We start from the raw sequence: 20,678 nt of genomic DNA, 5'->3' as shown, positions 1-20,678 counted from the left end.
ACCAAAATAAACTATTTGTGCTTTTCAACTGATTGATATACAGCAAAAAAACTCAACATTCAAGTCGTACACGTAGAGGCTGGAATACGTTCTTGGGATTTAAGTATGCCAGAGGAAATCAACAGAATGATTACCGATTCCATTACCGATCACTTTTTTACCACTTCAGAATTAGCGAATGAGAATTTGCGCAAATCAGGAATTTCCGACGACCGCATTCACTTTGTGGGGAACGTCATGATTGATACCTTATTTGCTCAGCGACCACATTTTATTCAGCCTCCTGTTTGGGAAGCGTTGCAACTCCAAGAAAAGGAATACATCGTGATGACTTTACATCGTCCAGCAAATGTTGACGAAGAAGAGAAACTGAAGGAATTAATGGACGAAGTTGTAGCGCACACACAAGAATTGCCTTTAGTATTTCCTGTTCACCCAAGAACAGCAAAAATACTCAAGAATTTAGGCGTATCACATCCGCGTTTACACATGGTAGAGCCTTTGAGCTATTTAGAATTCAACTATTTAGTCGAAAAAGCCAAAGCCGTAGTTACTGATTCAGGAGGAATAACAGAAGAAGCCTCCATGATGAATGTTCCGTGTATGACTTTAAGAGACAATACTGAGCGACCTGAAACCATGGAACTAGGAACCAACGAATTATTGGGAACAAACCCAGAAGCCATTGCACCAGCCATGAAAAAACTCTTTAGCGGCCAATGGAAAGAGACCCAAGAAATTCCAATGTGGGATGGAAAAGCAGCGGAACGAATTGTAGAGAAGTTGATGGAGATTTATGGGGGGTAATGCAGTTCACGAAACCGATAGGTGTAAGAATAAAAAGAGATTCAGGCCATTGGTTGAATTCGCTGCATATCTCCACATTCTCCCTTGTTCTCGATAAAATTTTATTGCGTTAGCACTTCATAAAATCACTCGAACTGACGGGGATTCTCTTTTTACAAACATTATGCTAGTTTAAGGAACGTAGAGATTCAGAGATTTCTCCACCATTAAAAATCAAAGATTTTCACTGGTATTCGGAATGACAGTCAGTGAGTCGGGGGAGGAAAGGAAAAAAATATGCTGAAGCTCCGCTTCAGCATATTTTTTTCCTACTTTCACTCTCATGAAGCCTGTCATTCCGATGGAGTCCCGAGAACTCGGGATGACTGAGGAATCTCTTTTATCCTACCACAAATGTTCATTCCGAAAGGAACGACGTGGTGCTCTTTTTACAAACATTATGCTAGTTTAAGGAACGCAAAGACTGAGGAGCTCTCCGGCTATTGGTTAAATGCGCTGCAAATCTCCACATTCCCCCTTGTTCTCGATAAAATTTTATTGCGTTAGCACTTCATAAAATCACTCGAACTGACGGGGATTCTCTTTTTACAAACATTATGCTAGTTTAAGGAACGTAGAGATTCAGAGATTTCTCCACCATTAAAAATCAAAGATTTTCACTGGTATTCGGAATGACAGTCAGTGAGTCGGGGGAGGAAAGGAAAAAAATATGCTGAAGCTCCGCTTCAGCATATTTTTTTCCTACTTTCACTCTCATGAAGCCTGTCATTCCGATGGAGTCCCGAGAACTCGGGATGACTGAGGAATCTCTTTTATCCTACCACAAATGTTCATTCCGAAAGGAACGACGTGGGGCTCTTTTTACAAACATTATGCTAGTTTAAGGAACGCAAAGACTGAGGAGCTCTCCGGCTATTGGTTAGATGCGCTGCATATCTCCACATTCTCCCTTGCTCTCGATAAAATTTTATTACGTTAGCACTTCATAAAATCATTCGAACTGACGGGGGATTAGGTAGATCGTTGTAAAACTGTTTATTTAATTGGTTATCAGTTGGTAAAAGAAAAGCGGTGATGTTATGCTTTGTGTTAAAAAATATGTACTTTTGTGACGAATAGTTAATTAAAATAATTTTCATACAGTGTAAATATTTAATTAAGTTAAGTAGAAATTTTTTTTTCGTCAAGAACCAAGATTAAGTTCATGAAAAGTATAGGACCAAATTAACCTAAATCCATAAAACCTAAAATTAATGTCATCACCAACATTTTATATTATCCCCATTTTTGTGCTTGCGCTAATAAGTAGCCTGTATTTGTTGCCAAAGATATCACAGATCGTTACTTATAAAAAGCTAATGGATGTTCCTAATATGCGAAGTTCACATTCAAAAGCAATTCCACATTTGGGCGGTGTAGCATTTTTTGTTTTGTTGATCCTGTCCTTTTATTTCACTTCGCGTTTCGATGAAAATAACACCATAATTGCTATTTTACCTGGTTTAACCATTCTTTTTTTATTGGGCCTTAAAGACGACTTGGTCATTTTGTCTCCCTTTTCAAAGTTATTGGGTCAAATTTCAGCTGCATTATTTTTGGTATTTCACGGAAAGGAAAACATAAGCAGTTTACATGGATTTATGGGGATAGAGGATATGCCTGTTTTTGTGTCAGGGATTTTAGGCGTCTTAATAATTATTGTTGTAGTGAACGCAATAAATCTAATAGATGGGATCGATGGCTTGGCAGGAACGGTTGGTGTAATTATGAGTAGTGCATTTGGAATTCTATTTTTTCTACTCAAAGATTATTTCCAAATGCTAACCGCTGTTGTTATGGTAGGCATGTTATTAGGCTTTTTGCGTTTTAACCTATCTCAAAAACGAAAAATTTTCATGGGAGACACAGGCTCAATGATTATTGGTTTTGTAATCGGGGTTATGGCAGTAGATTTATTAGCCACTGATACCGCTGACTTATCAAGGCTTCCTTTTAATTTTGAAAACCTGCCTTATGTTGTTGCTGCCATACTTATTATCCCCCTTTTCGATACAGGTCGGGTCTTTTTCATACGCATTATGCAACGCAAAAGTCCTTTTACCGCCGATCGTAATCATATTCACCATTTAATTATAGATCATTTTCAAGTCTCCCACAGAAGAACAAGTTTTTATATTGGAGTGGTTAACTTTATCCTGCTTTCGTTGTTTATATTTTTGGCTATGCGAACAACGCAATGGCAACTTTTAGTCGTCTTTTTGCTAGTAATTATCGTAGGAATTTCATTCTTTTATTTTTTAGGTCGGCTTATCGGTAGAAAGAAATTAAAAGAAGAAGAAGTGAAAATATGACTCCACAACATAGAGTTGTAAAACACAAATACGAAAAGGTAGAACTATAAACCCAAAAGTGTCTTGTTAATTTTGTTAAAAATGACCGATAAAGGTCTGTCATTAAAATAAATAACAATTAAGGATTGTGGTTTAAAATAAAATAATTACTTTTACAAAATATACGCAATTAACAGCGTTAAAAAAACCATAATCATGAAAAAAATTATCATCATATCATTGACTTTATTCTTCAGTAGCTTTGTTTTTTCTCAGCATAAATCTACCAATGCCAAACATTTGAATGTTAATTGGCACAAAGTCGGTTGGTTTCTCGAAGCAAATGGAGGAATGCGTTTGTTAGGGAAAACATCAGAACAAGCTGATATGAAACCAGGTTTGTCCTTAACCGGTGGAGTAGGTTACTTCATAAATGAACAATTTGGAGTTCGCGGAAGATTAGATTATCAAGGATTTAATACAGAAACTGTGAATAGTAGTAATTCTTCGTATTCAATTGGTTTATCAGCAGAAGCACTTTTAAGAACGTTAAATGCTTTTGGAGGAGTTAAAAATCGTGCTTTTGAAGTCGTAGCTCACGGTGGAATAGGAGGGAACTCTTTAATTAATCCAGAATTAAGAGATTATGTTAGAAACGATCTTGGAAAAGAGTTCGAAGATGGCGGATTTAAAGGAACAGATGACATGTTTCATATTGTAATTGGAGCTACTCCAGAGTACCATTTTAATTCTAAACTTTCATTGAATCTTGATATATCCCATTTTATCCAATTTGGTCAACACAGAACATACGATGTTTTTAGCAAAGAATTGGCAGATGGGCCTACAGGTGTTTTTGTGACGTCATTAGGTTTAACTGTGCGACTTTAGAAAACATTTTAAAGCATAATAAAAGAACAGAGCTTATGGGCTCTGTTTTTTTTTGTTCAATTTAATTTTTACTTCTGGTATTTGTTGAGTCAGTTTCAATCCCTGACGATAGATTAACCCGGATTATTAACCTTATCTAACAAATTGACTAATTTACTAAAATCAGCTATTTTATATCACAAAAGCGCCGCTACTTTAGAATACAGGTAACATTTTGAGTCATGATTTTTTTGTCATCATTTTTGTTTTGCTACGCGACAAAGATGCCGCCGAAAAGAATTATACCGATATTTATAGCCCCGCATTGCGCTTGGCTTACACGGGGCTATAATTACTTGACACCTTCAGCGTCAGGTGTAATTCAATCTAAAACATTCGACGTAGTCGATGAAGTTTGCTATTTTATGTTACAAAAGACCCGCTACTTTAGAATACAGGTAATATTTTGATTCACGATTTTTTTGTCATCATTTTTGTTTTGCTACGCGACAAAAATGCCGCCAAAAAGAATTATACCGATATTTATAGCCCCGCATTGCGCTTTGCTTACACGGGGCTATAATTACTTGACACCTTCAGCGTCAGGTGTAATTCAATCTACCCCAAATTATTCACCAATCTCAAAGTTTATAGGAAATATAGTTAAATTATTGACTTACAGATGTTAATATTCTTAGACTTTAAGATTGGTGAATAATCCGGGCTAATTGTATCTTTGCGGCCATGAATAAAGGTATCTTGTATATGATTCTTTCTGGCCTTTGCTACATTGTGGTAAATGTCCTAGTGAAAATCTTAGGTCAAGGTCCTGATCAAACCATTATTTCAGGTTTGCAGAAGTATCCCATTCCAGAAATTATCTTGTTTAGATCTATCATTACTTTCACAATTTGCTACGCAGTGATTAAAAGTAAGGGTATTCCTTTATTCGGCAACAATAAAAAATGGTTAATAATTCGTGGAATTACAGGAACGATTGCCTTAACACTTTATTTTTATACCCTAAACAATCTTCCTATTGCGATTGCAGCGACCATTCAATATTTAAGTCCGATTTTCACTGTTTTATTGGCTATTTTCATCTTAAAAGAAAAGGTGAAACTGTTACAAGGTTTGTTTTTCCTTATCGCTTTCTTAGGCATTGTTTTTATTAGTTTTTCTAAATATTTAAGTGAAGATGCCACTATTTCTAATGTTAATCCATGGTGGATCATCGTTGGGATTTGTTCTGCTGCCTTTGCTGGTATGGCCTACAATGCTATTGCAAAATGTCGAGATACAGACGCTCCTATCACTGTTGTCATGTACTTTCCGTTAATAGCCATTCCTGTAATGAGCGTGCTCACCGCTTTTGATTACGTCGTTCCTCAAGGCAAGGAATGGGGAATTATTTTAATTATTGGCGTTTTCACCCATATTGCCCAAATTTTTGCCACAAAGTCATTACATGCAGCCAACACAGCTACGGTTACACCCTTTAAATACTTAGGTTCCATCTATGCTTTTGTACTTGGCTTATTTCTCTTCGATGAGGTAATTTCTTTATATGCTATCGCCGGAATGTTCCTAATCATTGTAGGCGTTTTAGGAAATACCTTGGTCCGAAGTCGTAGGCAAAAACAATAAACTGACGAAACGAAACAGTATAATCCGCACGTCAGTTCGAGGCCGCAATGAAATGAAGGCGTATCGAGAACGGTGTGGAGAGGTTAGAAGTATGTGCTATCATCAGTTCTCGATAAAATTTTATTGCGTTATCACTGCATAAAATCACTCGAACTGACGGGGGCTCTTTTTACAAACATTATGCTGGTTCAAGGAACGTAGTTACTTTTCATCTTGTAAAATGATTAAAGTCATAAAAATGTATTTTATCTATTTGAATAGTCGTGCTATATTTGTAGTGTAAATGAAACGAATAATTTCCATATCACTTTTAACCCTCATGCTGAGTTATGCATTTAATCAGTTGGGTGTTTTCATTGAGTACATTTCCGATGTGGAAAGATTTACAGAATTGTATTGTGAGAATAAAGACAAGCCAGAAATGGAGTGTAATGGTAAATGTCATCTTGCAGATCAGTTAGCAGAAAATGAAGAGCAAAAGCAAAATAAAGAATTACAAACACCAACAGAAATTCTCTTATATCAAGCTCCAAACCGAATTGAGATTGTTCAAGCACCTGAGTGTTTTCTTGAAGTAGAAAATAACTTTTACTTCATTAGTAATTTGAGATCAGGAATTTCAAATACGATTTTTCAGCCACCACGCGCATAATTTTTCTATTCCGTATTCAGCAAGTTTTGAACTGATTGATTCAGTTTAATGATGCTTGCTACCCAAATTATTACATAAAAAATGATAGGATTTTACGCATGCTTTGAGGCGTGGTAGTAAAGTAATATCCTACAAGAAATTTTAACAAATAGAAAAATGAAAAAGATATTTATTTTAGCATTAAGTGGTGTTGTTTTATTAGCATCATGTAAAAAAGACAAAGAGGAAGAAACACCTACAAGTGGTTCTGAATATACCTTAATCAAGAAAGATACTACAGCGAATGATTTAGTGGTAGAATTACTTTCCAAAACAACAACCCTTGAAATTGGGTATTCTAATTTATTTGTTCGGGTAAAAGATTTTGCAGGAAATATTGTAGATGACGCAACAGTTGGTTTTATGCCCATGATGGACATGGGGAACATGCAACACAGCAGCCCTGTAGAGCAGCCTGAATATAATCCAACTTCTAAATTATATGAAGGAATGGTTGTGTTTACAATGCACTCTGGTCAAGGAGATTGGGAGTTAACCGTAATGGTTGATGGAGATTCAGTTGCTTTTCCAGTAAATGTGCTAGATTCAAAAGCAGGAACCAAATATGTAGGTTCGTATTCTGGTTATGGAGCCAATAGCGCAGATAAATATATTGTAACCCTTGTCAAGCCATTTAACTGGAAGGTAGGAATGAATGATTTCTCCATAATGGTGCATAAAAAGCAAACGATGATGGACTTCCCAGCTGTTGAAGACCTTACTATTGTAATGGATCCTCAGATGACGTCGATGGGACACGGTTCACCTAATAATATTTCGCCATCTAATGCGGGAGAAGGATATTATAATGGGAAAGTAAACTATACCATGTCAGGAGATTGGAGATTGAACTTCGATTTGATTGATGAAGGAGATACTATTGTTTCTGGCGCTTACATTGACATATTATTTTAAGAATAAGCATTTGAAGAACTCACATCTTGTGAGTTCTTCAATAAATACAGATGAGATGAAAAAATCAATTATAATATGCGCTTTTTTATTGGGTGGTTCTTTGGCTTTTGCTCAGGAAGATACCTTATCAAATGAGCAGAATTATAAGGAGATTATAATTCAAGGTCAACAAAAGAAAAATAAAGATCAAACTGCTGAACAGTTACAAGTTTCAACAGATAAATTGTTGAGCACAACCCCAGGCATAACATTAATTAAACGCGGGAATTTTGCATTAGAACCCACAATTAGAGGGTTGAGTGCAGGACAAATAACCACTACAATTGATGGGATGCAAATGTTTGGTGCTTGTACAGACAGAATGGATCCAATTAGCTCTTACATTGAGCCTACCAATTTGGAGAAAATTCAATTGAGTACTGCTCCCAATGGAGATCAAACAGGTAGTTCAGTAGGAGGCGGGATTAATTTTTCTTTAATGAAAGCAGAAATTAACGCTCCAAAGAGCATAAGTGGTAAAGTAGGAGCGGGCTATCAAACCAATGCCAATAATATTCAAACCTTTGGAACTTTTCAATACAGTACAAAACGTTGGGCATTATTGGTAAATGGAATATATCGAAAAGCTGATAACTACTATGCGGCCAACAGGAGAGAGATTTTATTTTCTCAATTTGAAAAATGGAATGCTGGTGCAAATTTAAGGATCGCACTCAATGAACGAAATACGCTTTCTTTAGATTATATTCAAGATGAAGGATATGACATTGGCTATCCTGCTTTAACGATGGATGTAGGCTTTGCAAAAGCTTATATTTCTGCTGTAACACATAATTATACCCATCGTTCCAATCGATTAAGGAGTGTTGAAACCAAATTTTACTTTAATTATGTTGACCATGCTATGGATGATACCAAACGGCCAGCAGAAATGATTTCTATGCACATGGATATGCCTGGAACTTCAAGAACGTTTGGAATGTTCAGTAAAGCAAAATATTTGCTGAGTAGAAAGCACATTCTTAATGTTCAAGTTAATGCTTATCAAAATGATTTACATGCTGAAATGACAATGTATCCAGATGTAGGATCAGAAATGTTTATGCTTACTATTCCTGACGGACAACGTAGAACAGCAGGTCTTAACCTGACGGATACTTGGTTGGTTAATTCAAAAACACGGATTTCTTTTGGAGGTCGAGCGGAAATGAACTTTTCGGATATTACGACTGATATCGGTGAGCAAACATTGACAAGTTTCTACAATGGAAGCGCTGCTCAAACACGATTTTCAGGGAATGTGTTTGCTCAAGCAACTTATAAAATGTCTAAAAACATGAGTTTGTTTGGAGGCGTAAATTATGCACAGCGTCCTCCTTCATTGCAAGAAATCTATGGGTTTTATTTATTTAATCGTGTTGATAATCATGATTATATTGGGAATCCAGATATTGAAAACGAAGCTTCTATCAATGGAAATTTAGGATTGGATCTAAAATATGAGCAATGGGCTGTTTCTGTGGAAGGTTTCGTCAATTCTTTTTCAAATTATATTACAGGAATTGTTTTGCCGAGTTATAGTAATATGACTGGTGGAGCAGATGGAGTTAAGCAATTTGATAATATTGATCGTGCGCTACTCACTGGAGGTGAATTTACAATCAAGTGGAATCCAATTTCTGCATTATCGATCTCTTCAGTCAATAGTTTTACTTACGGAGTAGACGAAACAGGAGGTTATCTACCTTATATCCCGCCATTTAAATCAGTGAATTCGATTCAATATCACTTGAGTACATGGCATTTTAAATTAGAACATGTTGGAGCAATGGCTCAAAACAATGTAAGTACAGAACGGTATGGAGAAAACCCTACTCCGGCTTTTAATTTGTTAAACTTCGGAGTTCAAAAACACTTTTCGTTTAAAAATCAAAGGGCATTGCATGCTGAGATTGGCGTAGAAAATATATTTGACACGCCATATTATGAGCATTTAGATGTGATGGAGATTCAACGTCAAGGGTTAAACTTTGTGATTCGCACAACGTTTGTTTTTTAATGGAAAAAAGCCCTGAAGTTAAATTCAGGGCTTTTTACTACTATTGTTTAACGTGAGTACTTTTATTTGATTACTTTGTTGCGTAATCTTTTATTTCGGCACAGCCAATTCTTTTTCCTGCATCACCAGAGGGTTGAGAAGTGAAATCATCTCCACCTTGATGAATAATCACAGAACGACCGATAATATTTTTGTTTTCATCGTCACAATCAATACACCATTCGCTGGTTTCGAAATTAACTAAAGCTTTTCCATCTTCACCAACCTCAAAATTTCCAATGTCGCCTTTGTGATATCCTTCAGCATCACCCCATTTCCCATGCGGTTCGTTAGTTGGGTTCCAATGACCTCCAGCCGTTTTTCCATCAGCGGAAGAACAGTTTGCATTTTCATGTAAATGAATAGCGTGAGTGCCAGGATTTAATCCTTCAAAATCAGCTTCCATGGCTACTTGACCTGCTTTTTCTTCAAACTTAATTGTTCCAGTTGCGTCACTTTCACTTTTGGATTGTAATTCAATTTTAATAACTTTAGTTTTCACTTTGTCGGGATCAGCCATTTCCACAGCATCACTTTTTTGTTTTTCTACCTTATCGATTGTGATTCCGTCTTTTTTATTGTCTCCGTCTTCATCTTGAATTACATCTTTACATCCAAATGTAATTATTCCAACGCCAGCGATAATTGATAAATAGAGTTTGAAGTTTTTCATGTTTAATTTTTTTAGTTTCCATTCAAATTATAAAAATGTGTACGATATTTCGAGAACTGCATCTATAAGAAATGTTAAAGTAGCTGTTCGCGACCAATGTGATTATTCATTGAAAACAGAAATTTGCTAAGGATCTTGTTTGTAGAAAACTTAATCTTGATGGATAATATATTTGCTGGTAAAGCTTGGAATAGGTATTCAACTTTACATGATTTACTTGAAAAGGATAATCCTATTTGCTTGACTTTTAATGGGATTGCCTTCTTTTATCTTTGTAGTTTGATTTTCCAGAAAGCTTTTTTGGTTTAGGCTTTCCTAACATAAGCGAAAGGTGTGATTTTAAAATTCTTCCCATGTGTTTGTATTTGGAGAATCGCTTTGTATTGTGATAGGCATTTAAGTCGGCAGCTAAAGATGCGATTTTTTCAGGGGTAGACAGTTCTTGGTAGAGCATGGAATCCAAGAGCCTATTTAATCGGGCTAAAGCTAATTTATACCTTCTTTTCATTAAAGTTCGTTCTTCATACCTATATTGTTCCACGGTTTCCGGTGTCAATAATTGTATACAGAAATCGATAATCTTATTGTTTTCTTTATAATACTGCGGTAAATAGTGGTTTTTTCGTCCCTCATAAGCTGTTTGATCAAAGTCTATGGGTCGCACGCGATATTGTTCTTTGTCAAAATCTGGAGTAATGGCAACAACATAATTATAAGAACGCATATCGCCCAATAACATAACGAAGCACCTTTCATTAAACTTCACGAATTCTTTCGCCATTCCAGTAGGATAAAAGTTAGGCGAATCCATATAGTGGTTCATGAATTGATCACCTGGGATTCCCGCAATATGGGCTTCAACGAGCGTGTTTCCATCTACCATGTAATCAATTCTGTTGGGAGAAAGAATATGTTCCAATTCTAAACCATAAACCCTTGAGGCGTCAGCTTTTTTGATATAAAAATAATCATGATGATCATTTAATTTGTTTACAATTTTAATTCTAAAGGGATTTGAATTTCCAAAGAGACAATAATCAATTTGTCCAACAGATAAATGGCTAATAATTCCTGTGTCACCACCTGTTTTTAGTTCTGCATAAATTTCTTTTAACCCTAGTAGAATTTCATCTTGTAGGGCCATATCATAAATCACGCTTTCCCACAGTGTGTTTTCTCCGTTGGCGTCATACACAGGAGCACTATCGTTCCACCGTAACATATCTTCATAGGTGATGGCAATAGAATCTTCACGCCCATATTTTCTAAGATATTTGCGTAATCCTTGATTGATGGGAAAGGGTTGTTTCTTTTTGGAAATGTCCATTTTTTGCTGCTGATTTATGAGAATATCTCAAATATAACTAGAATTTCGTAGTATTAAAAGAGTAAAGGAACCTCAAAATGAGATTCCTTTACAACAAATAAATAAAGTAGTTGTTAAACCATTAAAACTACTTCCTCTATAAAAACACCTTAAAAAGAAGGACACGAAACAGTTCTAAAACTTGGTTGTCTTGTTTTACAATTTAAGTCAAATCCAAGCGAAACTTCGTGAGAACCTCCTGAAACACCATTATTTAATTTTGATACGGTTACATCATAACTGTATCCTACTTTTATCGTTCCTGTATTTACTCCTAGTGAAAGGATGAATGCATCTTTTGATCTAAACCATGCTCCAGCTGTAAATGCGCCATATTTAACGTATGTTCCTAGCATTAACTCCATAAAACCTTGTTGGTATTGATAGATAAGGTTGGGCATGATAGAAGTTTCATTAGAGTATTGTGATTTTCCACCAAGTCCAATTTTCGCTCCCATGTGTCCTGTTATACGAATAGGCATTGGACTATCATCTCCATTAATCATCGATTCGTTGGGCATGTTTAAGTGATGTCCTGAAACGCCGAAAAAGAAATTTTCTGTAAATCCTACCATTCCTGCAGATGCATCAAAGAAACCACGAGAACCTCCACGAGGTACATCATTTGTTCCATAAATAAACCCTCTTCTTGGGTCAATCATATCTCCAAATGTCAGTTTGTCCCAATCAAGAAACTTTTGGTTCCATGTTGCTTTACCGGCAAACATCATCGTAAACTTTCTGTTTACTTTTAAATGATAATTGTAAATCAAGCTCAAAGTAGTATGGTTAATGGTACCTTTACCTTGCTGATCATGCGTTGCAATCACACCAATTCCTCCCGAAATACTTTTCAAATATTGATCATAAGATGCAGAATAAGTGACAAAAGTTCCAGAAAGCGCAGGCCATTGATTTCTATAGTTAACAGCAAATCTTGGACAACCATGACTTCCAGCAAAAGCCGGATTCAAATATATTGGATTGGCATAGAACTGCGAAAACTGCGGGTCTTGAGCGTAAACCTCGCTGAGTAATAGAACTGAAAATACAAACAACAATAATTTTTTCATAATAACTCTCTCCTTTCTATAAGTTTAAAAATTTAGATGTTAAGCGACTCGGTTTTAGCATAAGTTTGATTGAGACTTGGTGTGATAATAACTTCTTTTCCATTAACTGACTTTGTAAATAATCTAAATTATAATGAATTGAAAATTGCTTAAATATGGTCCCCAACGATACGCCAACGTCGGCTTGTGTATTAATTCCTGCACCAAATTGCAACCAATTAAACTGTGCATTTCCACCCAACCATAATTCATTTAGGTAACCATTGTTTTGATATAGACCATATCCACTAATTCGTATATCTCGGTTGAAAAATTGATATTCGGTTCCAAATACAGCCGTGTAATGGATATTACTTTTGTAGTTTTTACTTAAGTCACTTGAATAAAAATTGTTATTGTGTCTCCCTAAATTATCAGCTTCGAATCCAAGGTAAAACCATTCGGTATTGAGCATAAATCCAAGTCCAATATCTCTGTACCAAAGTTGATTACCATTTACTTGATTTTTATCTTCGAAAAGGGGAATTAGTTGGTGTCTATTTAATTCAATTCTTGAAGAAATTAAGTCGGATTCTGTATCTAAATTAATCACGCCCATTTTGAATCTAAGCGCTGGTTCAAATGAAACTTTTGAAGATATTGAAAACTTTGGAGAATAGGTTATTGCGACTTGATAATTGTTAATATCGTTTTTATTGTAAGTGTTAAAACTCGCATCTATTCCTAAACCTCCTCTTAATCCATATACATAACCATCCCATGAAATGGCATTCTTTAATTGTGCATTTTTTTGTTCATACCATTGCAGACGTGTAGTGTTTTGAATTCTATTACCAGGTGCAGAACCGACCATTGCACTATTAGCAGCAAAACCATTCATCATGGGGGCATGGAAATTCGGGTTCTTTGTGTTTCTCAAAGCAACTGGTTGATTTGCCATTCGCTTTATTTTTCTTAAAGTACTTTTTATTGACTTTTTAAAACTTCCTTTTGTTGAAATGACTTTTACCTTTTGGGAGCGTTCTTCAGCTACATCATTACTTTCTATGTCAGTTTTTCCACTCAAGTAGTCTTTAATTTTATTCAAATCAGGGGCGTTGATGTTGGTTGTAAGAGCTGTGGAAATATCGCCTACTGTTTTTTCAGTGTTCTTCACTATTTCAAGGCGATCTTTTTCACTTGTTTGGTCGACTATTTTCAATTCACCTTGAGCAGCTAAATTATTGAAATCGGTTTCAATAGCTCGATTATCGTTTTTCTGAACTGACCTAGACTGAATTGACTTAGAGAAATCATTTACTTTTCTCTTTTGTATGATGGGCTTAATGTTCTTTTTGTTTTTAGTGGTAAACTTTGGTGTTACGAAATCTGTTTCATTTGTTGTTATTTGATCAATATCAATTTCCGATTTCGAATATTGGGGAGTAACAGGATAAAATTCTAGTCCAACTAAAGAAAGCATCAATATAATACCACCTAATGCGATTAAGGTTACTGGACGCATAAAGAAAGGCGTGGGACGCATTAATCCTGCAGCAGAAAAACCAGATGTATCAAGCGGTTTCACTTTGGCTTGATTCCATGCTTTTAGATCAGAAACGACCTCTGGATTTAAGCGAATAAAATCCATTAATTGCGTTTCTTGCTCCACAGAAAGATTTCCTTCTGTGTATTCAAAAAGCCATTGATCTATATTTTCAAAAGAAGGTCTGCTCATTGAGTTAATATTAAATCGCCTAACTGTTTTTTAATTTTTTTTCGCGCCCGGTAAAGATAAACCTTCACTTGACTATCAGATAAATCTAAAATCTCTGATATTTCATTGTAAGAATATCCTTCCAAATCTCTGAGCAGAACAATACTTTTTTGAGTGGGAGGAAGAAGGGAAAGGGCTAAATCTATTATTTCCTGAGTTTCAAATCGGTTGTCGATTTTCGATTTTTCGGGAACTAATTCAGTGTTGTAAACTGTTCGATTTTTCCTTTTCGAGAAATTAATTAATGCGTTATGCCCAGTTCTAAACATCCAAGCTTTGCATTTTTCAACTTCTACTTTCTTTCTATTTTTCCACAATTTTTCAAAAACGTCTTGTACAATATCCTGTGTGTCCTCACTATTTCTGAGGAACCCAAACACATATCCATATAAATTGGAAGCATGTAGTTTGACAGCTATATTGTATTCTCTTCGATTCAAAAACGCGTGTTTAACAGTAAAACAATTTAAGGAGGGTAAAAGTTACACCTCAACTCAATTAATGTCTAAAGTAATTAAATTTTTGTTGTTTAAAAAAAATTCATTTGTTAAAAAGAACTTGATACGACAAAAATTATTAGATTTAGTGTATTAAATCACAAACTATGAAAAAACAAGAAAGACTTTTCGACATAGTGTATCACCAGCTTGAGAATTTTCCTCAAGAAACTATGTTTTCAACTAAAATAGATGGTAAATGGGTTTCAACGAGCACAAAAGAGTTCGTTGAAAAAGTTAATTTGGTTTCGCGCGGCTTAATTGCTTTAGGCGTTGAGCCTGGAGAGAAAGTGGCGATGGTATCAGGAAATCGCGTTGAATGGAACATTATGGATATTGGAATTCAGCAGATTGGCGCAATTGGTGTGCCGGTTTATCCCAATATTTCAACAAAAGATTACAAGTATATCTTTGGAGATGCAGATATCAAGGTTTGTTTTACTGGCGATGAAGAACTATATAATAAAATACACAGTATAAAAGCAGAGCTTCCAACTTTAAATAAAATCTTCTGCTTTGATGAGGTGGAAGGTGCAACGCATTGGTCAAAAGTGATGGATGAGGCCGAAAAAGTTGACATTACTGAAGTTGAAAATCGTTCGAAAGTTATTAAAAATGGAGATTTAGCAACTATGATTTACACATCTGGAACAACTGGTAATCCAAAAGGTGTAATGTTGTCTCATAATAATATTTTATCTAATGTTTATGGTAGTTTGCCAAGAATTCCTGGTGATTCAAACAGTAGATGTTTAACATTTTTACCTGTTTGTCACGTTTACGAACGCATGCTTCATTACTTATACATGCATGTCGGTTTTTCAATCCATTTTGCAGAAAGTTTAGATACGATTGGCGAAAATATAAAAGAAGTGAAACCACATGTTTTTACAGCTGTTCCACGATTAATTGAAAAGGTTTACGCTAAGATTATAGCGAAAGGAGATGAATTGACAGGAATCAAAAGAGCATTGTTCTTTTGGGCGGTATCTGTTGGAGAAGAATTTGAGCAAACTGGAAAATCAGGATGGTACAAATTTAAACTTAAAATAGCGAGAAAATTAATTTTCTCTAAATGGCAAGAAGCATTAGGAGGGGAGGTATTGGCCATTGCTTCTGGTGCAGCGGCTCTTCAACCTAGATTGGCTCGTATATTTTTAGCGGCAGAAATTCCAATTTTAGAAGGGTATGGTTTGACGGAAACCTCGCCTGTTATTTCAGTAAATTGTCTTAAAAATGGAATTAAATTCGGAACCGTAGGCCCATTGCTCGATAACGTTGAAGTTAAGTTTGCCGAAGATGGAGAAATCATTGTAAAAGGACCTAGTGTAATGATGGGTTATTACAATCAGCCTGAAAAGACCAAGGAGGTGTTAACCGATGATGGATGGTTTTCAACTGGAGATATTGGAGAAATGATTGACGGTAAGTTTTTGAAAATTACAGACCGTAAGAAAGAAATCTTTAAAACATCAGGAGGGAAATATATTATTCCGCAAATGATGGAAAATAAATTTAAAGAGTCACGTTTTATTGAACAGTTGATGGTAATTGGAGAAGGACAGAAACATCCTGCCGCATTTGTTATTCCAGCGTATGATTTCGTGCGGGAATGGGCGCATAGAAAAGGTGTGAAAGTTGGAGATGATAATAAATCTTTGGTTGAACATCCAGATGTAATTGAACGTATAGCAGAAGAAATTGAAGTATACAATGGAGAGTTCGGACAATTTGAGAAAATCAAAAAGTTTGAATTGTTGCCTGAGGAATTTTCTGTTGAAAAAGGAGAAATAACTCCAACGTTGAAATTTAAAAGAAAGAAAATTCTTGAGATTCACGCTGACTTAGTAGAAAAAATATACGGGAATCAATAAAACCTCAAAATAGAAGCTTATATAAACTTAAGCGATTGTAGGTAGTGAAATTCCTGCAATCGCTTTTTTTATGTAGTTTTTTAAAAAGGAACTTTTTATAGATTACTTTTTCTGAACTAAGGTGATGGCAACTCTAGCTTGGTGATGTTTTGGATACCACGTTCCAGGACTGAACTTGAAATTTGCAACGTGATTTCTAGCTTTTATCTTTGCGGGTGTACTTCTAATCGTAGTTTCTTCTTCTACAACTGTTGTGGAAGTAACCTCTCCCTTGCTGTTGACAGCAATATTGAAAACAACTTTACCATTCAAATGACTTTCAATAACGAAAGCAGCATCAGATGTTAAGGATCTTTTATCATTTACAATGTCACCACTAATCTGACCAATAGCCATTGTTGATGACCATAAAACGAGTAATAAAAATGTTAGTTTTTTCATGAATTAATTTTAAGAGATTTTACTCCAATTTGGTTTAGATTTTAAATGTCTTTTAAGTTCTATTTTTAAATTTTGATGCTCCGATTGAACAAGAGAAGGATCTTCTTCCAAAATATCTCGTGCAGTTTGTCTTGCGGCGCTTACCAGCTGACCATCTCTGGCTAAATCAGCGAGTTTAAGATTAAGGATGCCGCTCTGTTGTGTTCCCATAATATCACCTGGACCTCTTATTTCAAGATCTACTTCCGCAATTTTGAAGCCATCGTTTGTAGCCACCATAGTCTGAAGTCGCTTTTTACCTTCTTGGGAAAGCTTTTCTCCAGTCATTAAAATACAGTATGATTTTTCTGCGCCTCGACCAACACGACCACGTAACTGATGCAGTTGTGAAATACCAAAACGTTCCGAGCTTTCTATAATCATTACAGATGCATTAGGAACATTAACTCCAACTTCAATAACCGTTGTTGCTACCATTATATCTGTGTGTCCTTTTGCAAATTGTTCCATTTCATAAGCCTTATCATCTGCTTTCATTTGTCCATGAACAATACTCATTTGATATTTAGGACGGGGGAAACTTCTGGAAATAGCTTCATATCCCTCCATGAGATTTTTGTAATCCATGGTTTCAGATTCTTGAATGAGTGGGTAAACAATGTATACTTGTCGTCCTAATGCAATTTCTTTTTTAATTAAATCGAATACTTTTAACCTGCTTTTTTCAAAAAAATGCATTGTGTTAATTGGTTTTCTGCCAGGAGGAAGTTCATCAATCACTGAGACATCTAGATCACCATAAAATGTCATGGCGAGTGTTCTAGGTATCGGAGTGGCTGTCATTACTAAAACATGAGGAGGTTTGGTGTTTTTTTTCCATAACTTGGCCCGTTGTGCTACTCCAAATCGGTGTTGCTCGTCTATAACGACCAAGCCTAAGTTTTTAAATACAACTGTTGGCTCTAACAAAGCGTGCGTACCAATTAAGATATGAATTTCTCCCTTGGATAAGGCTTCAAATAATATCTTCCGTTCAGATTTTTTTGTTGATCCCGTTAGTAAGGCAACCTCTATATCTAATGGAGCCAACAGTTCCTTGATGGTTTGATAATGTTGTTTTGCTAAAATTTCTGTTGGTGCCATCAAGGCAGATTGGAAATTATTCCCTACTCCAAAAAGCATACTCAATACAGCCACAAGCGTTTTTCCGCTTCCAACATCGCCTTGTAGAAGTCGATTCATGTGTTTTCCACTGCGTAAATCTTTACGAATTTCTTTGGTAACTCTTTTTTGGGCGTTCGTTAATTCGAAAGGGATATGGGCTGCGTAAAATTCATCAAAGTAAGCACCTGTTTGTCTAAAAACATACCCTGATGATTTTTGAAGGTTTATATTTTTACGCAATAACAATTCCATTTGTAAAAGTAAAAGCTCTTCAAATTTTATGCGAATTTGTGCTTTTTGTACCGCTTCAAAACTTGGTGGAATATGAATATTTCGATAGGCTTGTTCCCTTGATATCAAATTATATTGCTGTAAAACTGAAAGCGGTAAAAACTCAGGTATTTTACCTTTAATTTCAGATGCTAATTGATAGGTTAACTTTTCAATGCCTTTGGTGTGTAAACCTTTTTTTGTAAGCTTTTCTGTGCTGTTGTAGACCGCTTGGAGTCCTTTTTCGTGTGCAACACCATTAAAAGGAGTAATTTCAGGATGAGCAATGTTATATGTGCTTTTGAATAGGGTTGGCTTTCCATATAATCGAAATAAAACACCTGGTTTTAATTTGTCTTTTATCCATTTTGCTCCTTTAAACCAAATTAAATCAATGGTTCCAGATTGATCTTGAAATGTGGCTTGTAGTCTTTTTGCTCGGCCAACTCCTGTTTCTCGAACCCCCGTAATCGTGCCTTTTAATTGGACTGCGCGTCCTTCCATTGCGGGAATATCAATGATCTGATGATATTTTGAGCGGTCAACATAACGAAATGGGAAGTAATTTAAAAGATCCCAAGCGTTTTCTATCCCTGCTTCAGATGTTAAAACACTTCCACGCTCAGGTCCAACTCCTTTAAGGTATTCAATCGGGGTTTTAAATAGATTGTCCATCCTAGGATATGCTTTATTTTGATTTTATTCGCTTGCGGTGAACAGGTAAATTTAGTCCATCATTATAAACAAAAAGTAATATGCCGTTACTCAATTTTGATCGCGAGATATATAAATCTGCCAATTGTTTAGCAGAGCGATAAAGGAGTTTTCCGGAAACATCATATACGCTTATCTCTCCAATGTTTTTTGTTATTACAATGTAGTTGTTTTCTGTTTCATTTACTTTGAAAAAAGGAGGTTTTATTGCTTTGTTGAGATCTGATAACGCAGGATTGTGCAAAAGAATAGTTCGATTTGAAACGTTATTTAATGAGTCAAGACCACCAGCAATGATCCAGTTTCCACCGCCTAGTTTAGCAATTCCATTGATGTCCATTACATGATAAGGTGTGTTTAAATAATCTGTTTTTTGTTTCGTTTCTAAATTGTAGGACACAAGCCGATGATTAGGGAAAACAGGTAAATTGGTGTTGATGTCGTTTGGAGCGGTTAAATATGTTTTTTCTGATCCGCCTACCCAAAATAAAGTCTTGTTATGACCTGAGCAAGCCCCTCTGTAAATTGGTTCTCCCAAATCAGTAAATATGAAAGACCATTCAATTTGAGTGGGGTCATTTTTATTGATAACTCCTTTTCTAAAATAATTATTCGTTTGGATTATTGAATCGTTGTGAGCTCCACCAAAATAAAAAATCGTATCTCCCAAAATATAGCCAGTCGCGCCGAAGCTTTTGAATTGCGAATTGTCGGGGACTGGTGTTCCCTGTGACCATGAGTCGAAAGATGGATTGTAAATCTGCACATCAGGTAGAATTTGATTGTTGTTCATTCCGCCAACTAAAAAAATCAAACTATCCCTCCAAACGGCTTGAACATGATCGTGAACAGCAACGGGCATATCATTTCCATTCACTTCAAATGTGTCAATAAAAGGATTGAAAATATGAGTTTTATTTGAGGAAACTGCCGTGCTATCACTTGTTAGATGCTTTCCGCCAGTGATATATATTTTATTTTTAACATAACTTGTGGCGCTGCTAATCTTCGCTAATGTGTCTGCCAAGCAATTTATTTCCGTCCAATTATCACTACTCACAGTATATTTAAAAACACGTTGATGAATGGTGTTGTAATCAGTTGGATCGGTTATTCCTCCAAAATTGTAGATAAATTTTTCTTCATTTGTTAGCGAAGCTACAACAGCGTTGTTTGTAGTCGATATGGGCAATGGAGAAAGGGCAGCCCATTTCCAATCACTTTGACTTATACTATCAAATGATAAAATTGTAAGGAAAGAAATTATCCACCATCGCATCATAACATTACGAATTTAATGAAATTCTACAATTGATGAAGTGGAAAGTAAGCAAATTTGAACCTTAAAACGATAATGATATCACTTTTAATGAGAAAAATAATACCTAACAAAGGTTGTTTTCACGGTCTATTAACTCTTTTGCTTGTTGAGCTTCAAGGTTATGTTGTTTGATTGCTTTTGAAGTTTTTTAAAACATTTCTAATATGAAAT

At 35.6% G+C, this 20,678-nt stretch carries 15 protein-coding genes and 1 pseudogene; 8 read left to right on the top strand and 8 right to left on the bottom strand.

Annotated features, from left to right (window positions below; genetic code table 11):
- Window positions 1-51 precede the first annotated feature (51 nt).
- From wecB to CW751_RS12665, 7 genes and pseudogenes are all read left to right on the top strand, one after another.
- Window positions 52-807: pseudogene (wecB, locus tag CW751_RS12695) on the top strand (non-hydrolyzing UDP-N-acetylglucosamine 2-epimerase); the annotation flags it as partial.
- Between the two features lie 1,253 nt (window positions 808-2,060).
- On the top strand, window positions 2,061-3,158 hold the full coding sequence (locus tag CW751_RS12690; RefSeq protein WP_101335404.1) for an MraY family glycosyltransferase: 1,098 nt from the start codon (window positions 2,061-2,063) through the stop codon (window positions 3,156-3,158).
- Between the two features lie 195 nt (window positions 3,159-3,353).
- Window positions 3,354-4,028 (top strand): outer membrane beta-barrel protein, encoded by a 675-nt coding sequence (locus CW751_RS12685; protein WP_101335403.1) that lies wholly within the window; start codon window positions 3,354-3,356, stop codon window positions 4,026-4,028.
- 723 nt (window positions 4,029-4,751) lie between these two features.
- Window positions 4,752-5,654 (top strand): DMT family transporter, encoded by a 903-nt coding sequence (locus CW751_RS12680; protein WP_101335402.1) that lies wholly within the window; start codon window positions 4,752-4,754, stop codon window positions 5,652-5,654.
- 283 nt (window positions 5,655-5,937) lie between these two features.
- Window positions 5,938-6,306 (top strand): hypothetical protein, encoded by a 369-nt coding sequence (locus CW751_RS12675; RefSeq protein WP_101335401.1) that lies wholly within the window; start codon window positions 5,938-5,940, stop codon window positions 6,304-6,306.
- Window positions 6,307-6,462: 156 nt separating this feature from the next.
- A complete protein-coding gene (locus CW751_RS12670; protein ID WP_101335400.1) occupies window positions 6,463-7,260 on the top strand; it encodes a FixH family protein in 798 nt (265 codons plus the stop codon).
- 55 nt (window positions 7,261-7,315) lie between these two features.
- Entirely contained in the window at window positions 7,316-9,319 is a 2,004-nt protein-coding gene (locus tag CW751_RS12665; RefSeq protein ID WP_165779306.1) for a TonB-dependent receptor plug domain-containing protein, read from the top strand.
- Window positions 9,320-9,389: 70 nt separating this feature from the next.
- On the opposite strand, the gene CW751_RS12660 is transcribed toward CW751_RS12665, so the two are convergent.
- The 5 genes from CW751_RS12660 to CW751_RS12640 all read right to left on the bottom strand — a co-directional run bounded on the left by CW751_RS12660 (window position 9,390) and on the right by CW751_RS12640 (window position 14,666).
- Window positions 9,390-10,031, bottom strand: a complete 642-nt coding sequence (locus CW751_RS12660; protein ID WP_101335398.1) for a superoxide dismutase family protein — start codon at window positions 10,029-10,031, stop codon at window positions 9,390-9,392.
- A gap of 247 nt (window positions 10,032-10,278) precedes the next feature.
- Window positions 10,279-11,358: a hypothetical protein gene (locus tag CW751_RS12655; RefSeq protein WP_101335397.1), complete on the bottom strand. Its 1,080-nt coding sequence runs from the start codon at window positions 11,356-11,358 to the stop codon at window positions 10,279-10,281.
- A 149-nt stretch (window positions 11,359-11,507) separates the two neighbouring features.
- Window positions 11,508-12,470, bottom strand: coding sequence for a PorP/SprF family type IX secretion system membrane protein (locus tag CW751_RS12650; protein WP_101335396.1), 963 nt, complete (start codon window positions 12,468-12,470; stop codon window positions 11,508-11,510).
- Between the two features lie 16 nt (window positions 12,471-12,486).
- Window positions 12,487-14,187 carry a type IX secretion system membrane protein PorP/SprF gene (locus tag CW751_RS12645; protein ID WP_101335395.1) on the bottom strand — a complete coding sequence of 567 codons (1,701 nt, stop codon included), beginning with the start codon at window positions 14,185-14,187 and terminating at the stop codon, window positions 12,487-12,489.
- Window positions 14,184-14,666, bottom strand: coding sequence for an RNA polymerase sigma factor (locus tag CW751_RS12640; RefSeq protein WP_101335394.1), 483 nt, complete (start codon window positions 14,664-14,666; stop codon window positions 14,184-14,186). The genes CW751_RS12645 and CW751_RS12640 overlap by 4 nt, the downstream gene beginning before the upstream one ends.
- A gap of 164 nt (window positions 14,667-14,830) precedes the next feature.
- On the opposite strand from CW751_RS12640, the gene CW751_RS12635 reads away from it, so the two are divergent.
- Window positions 14,831-16,597 (top strand): AMP-dependent synthetase/ligase, encoded by a 1,767-nt coding sequence (locus CW751_RS12635; RefSeq protein ID WP_101335393.1) that lies wholly within the window; start codon window positions 14,831-14,833, stop codon window positions 16,595-16,597.
- A 102-nt stretch (window positions 16,598-16,699) separates the two neighbouring features.
- On the opposite strand, the gene CW751_RS12630 is transcribed toward CW751_RS12635, so the two are convergent.
- From CW751_RS12630 to CW751_RS12620, 3 genes are read right to left on the bottom strand one after another with little or no spacing between them, the layout of a single operon-like run.
- Window positions 16,700-17,038, bottom strand: coding sequence for a hypothetical protein (locus CW751_RS12630; protein ID WP_133122218.1), 339 nt, complete (start codon window positions 17,036-17,038; stop codon window positions 16,700-16,702).
- A gap of 9 nt (window positions 17,039-17,047) precedes the next feature.
- Window positions 17,048-19,147, bottom strand: a complete 2,100-nt coding sequence (recG, locus tag CW751_RS12625; protein ID WP_101335391.1) for an ATP-dependent DNA helicase RecG — start codon at window positions 19,145-19,147, stop codon at window positions 17,048-17,050.
- A gap of 13 nt (window positions 19,148-19,160) precedes the next feature.
- The gene (locus CW751_RS12620; protein WP_101335390.1) at window positions 19,161-20,468 is read right to left on the bottom strand and encodes a Kelch repeat-containing protein; all 1,308 of its coding nucleotides are present in this window, start codon (window positions 20,466-20,468) and stop codon (window positions 19,161-19,163) included.
- Between the last annotated feature and the right edge of the window lie 210 nt (window positions 20,469-20,678).

This window comes from Brumimicrobium salinarum (assembly GCF_002844555.1).
Lineage (GTDB): Bacteria > Bacteroidota > Bacteroidia > Flavobacteriales_D > Crocinitomicaceae > Brumimicrobium > Brumimicrobium salinarum.
Note: the sequence above shows the minus strand (reverse complement) of the source record. Positions and strands in the feature narration are given on the sequence as shown.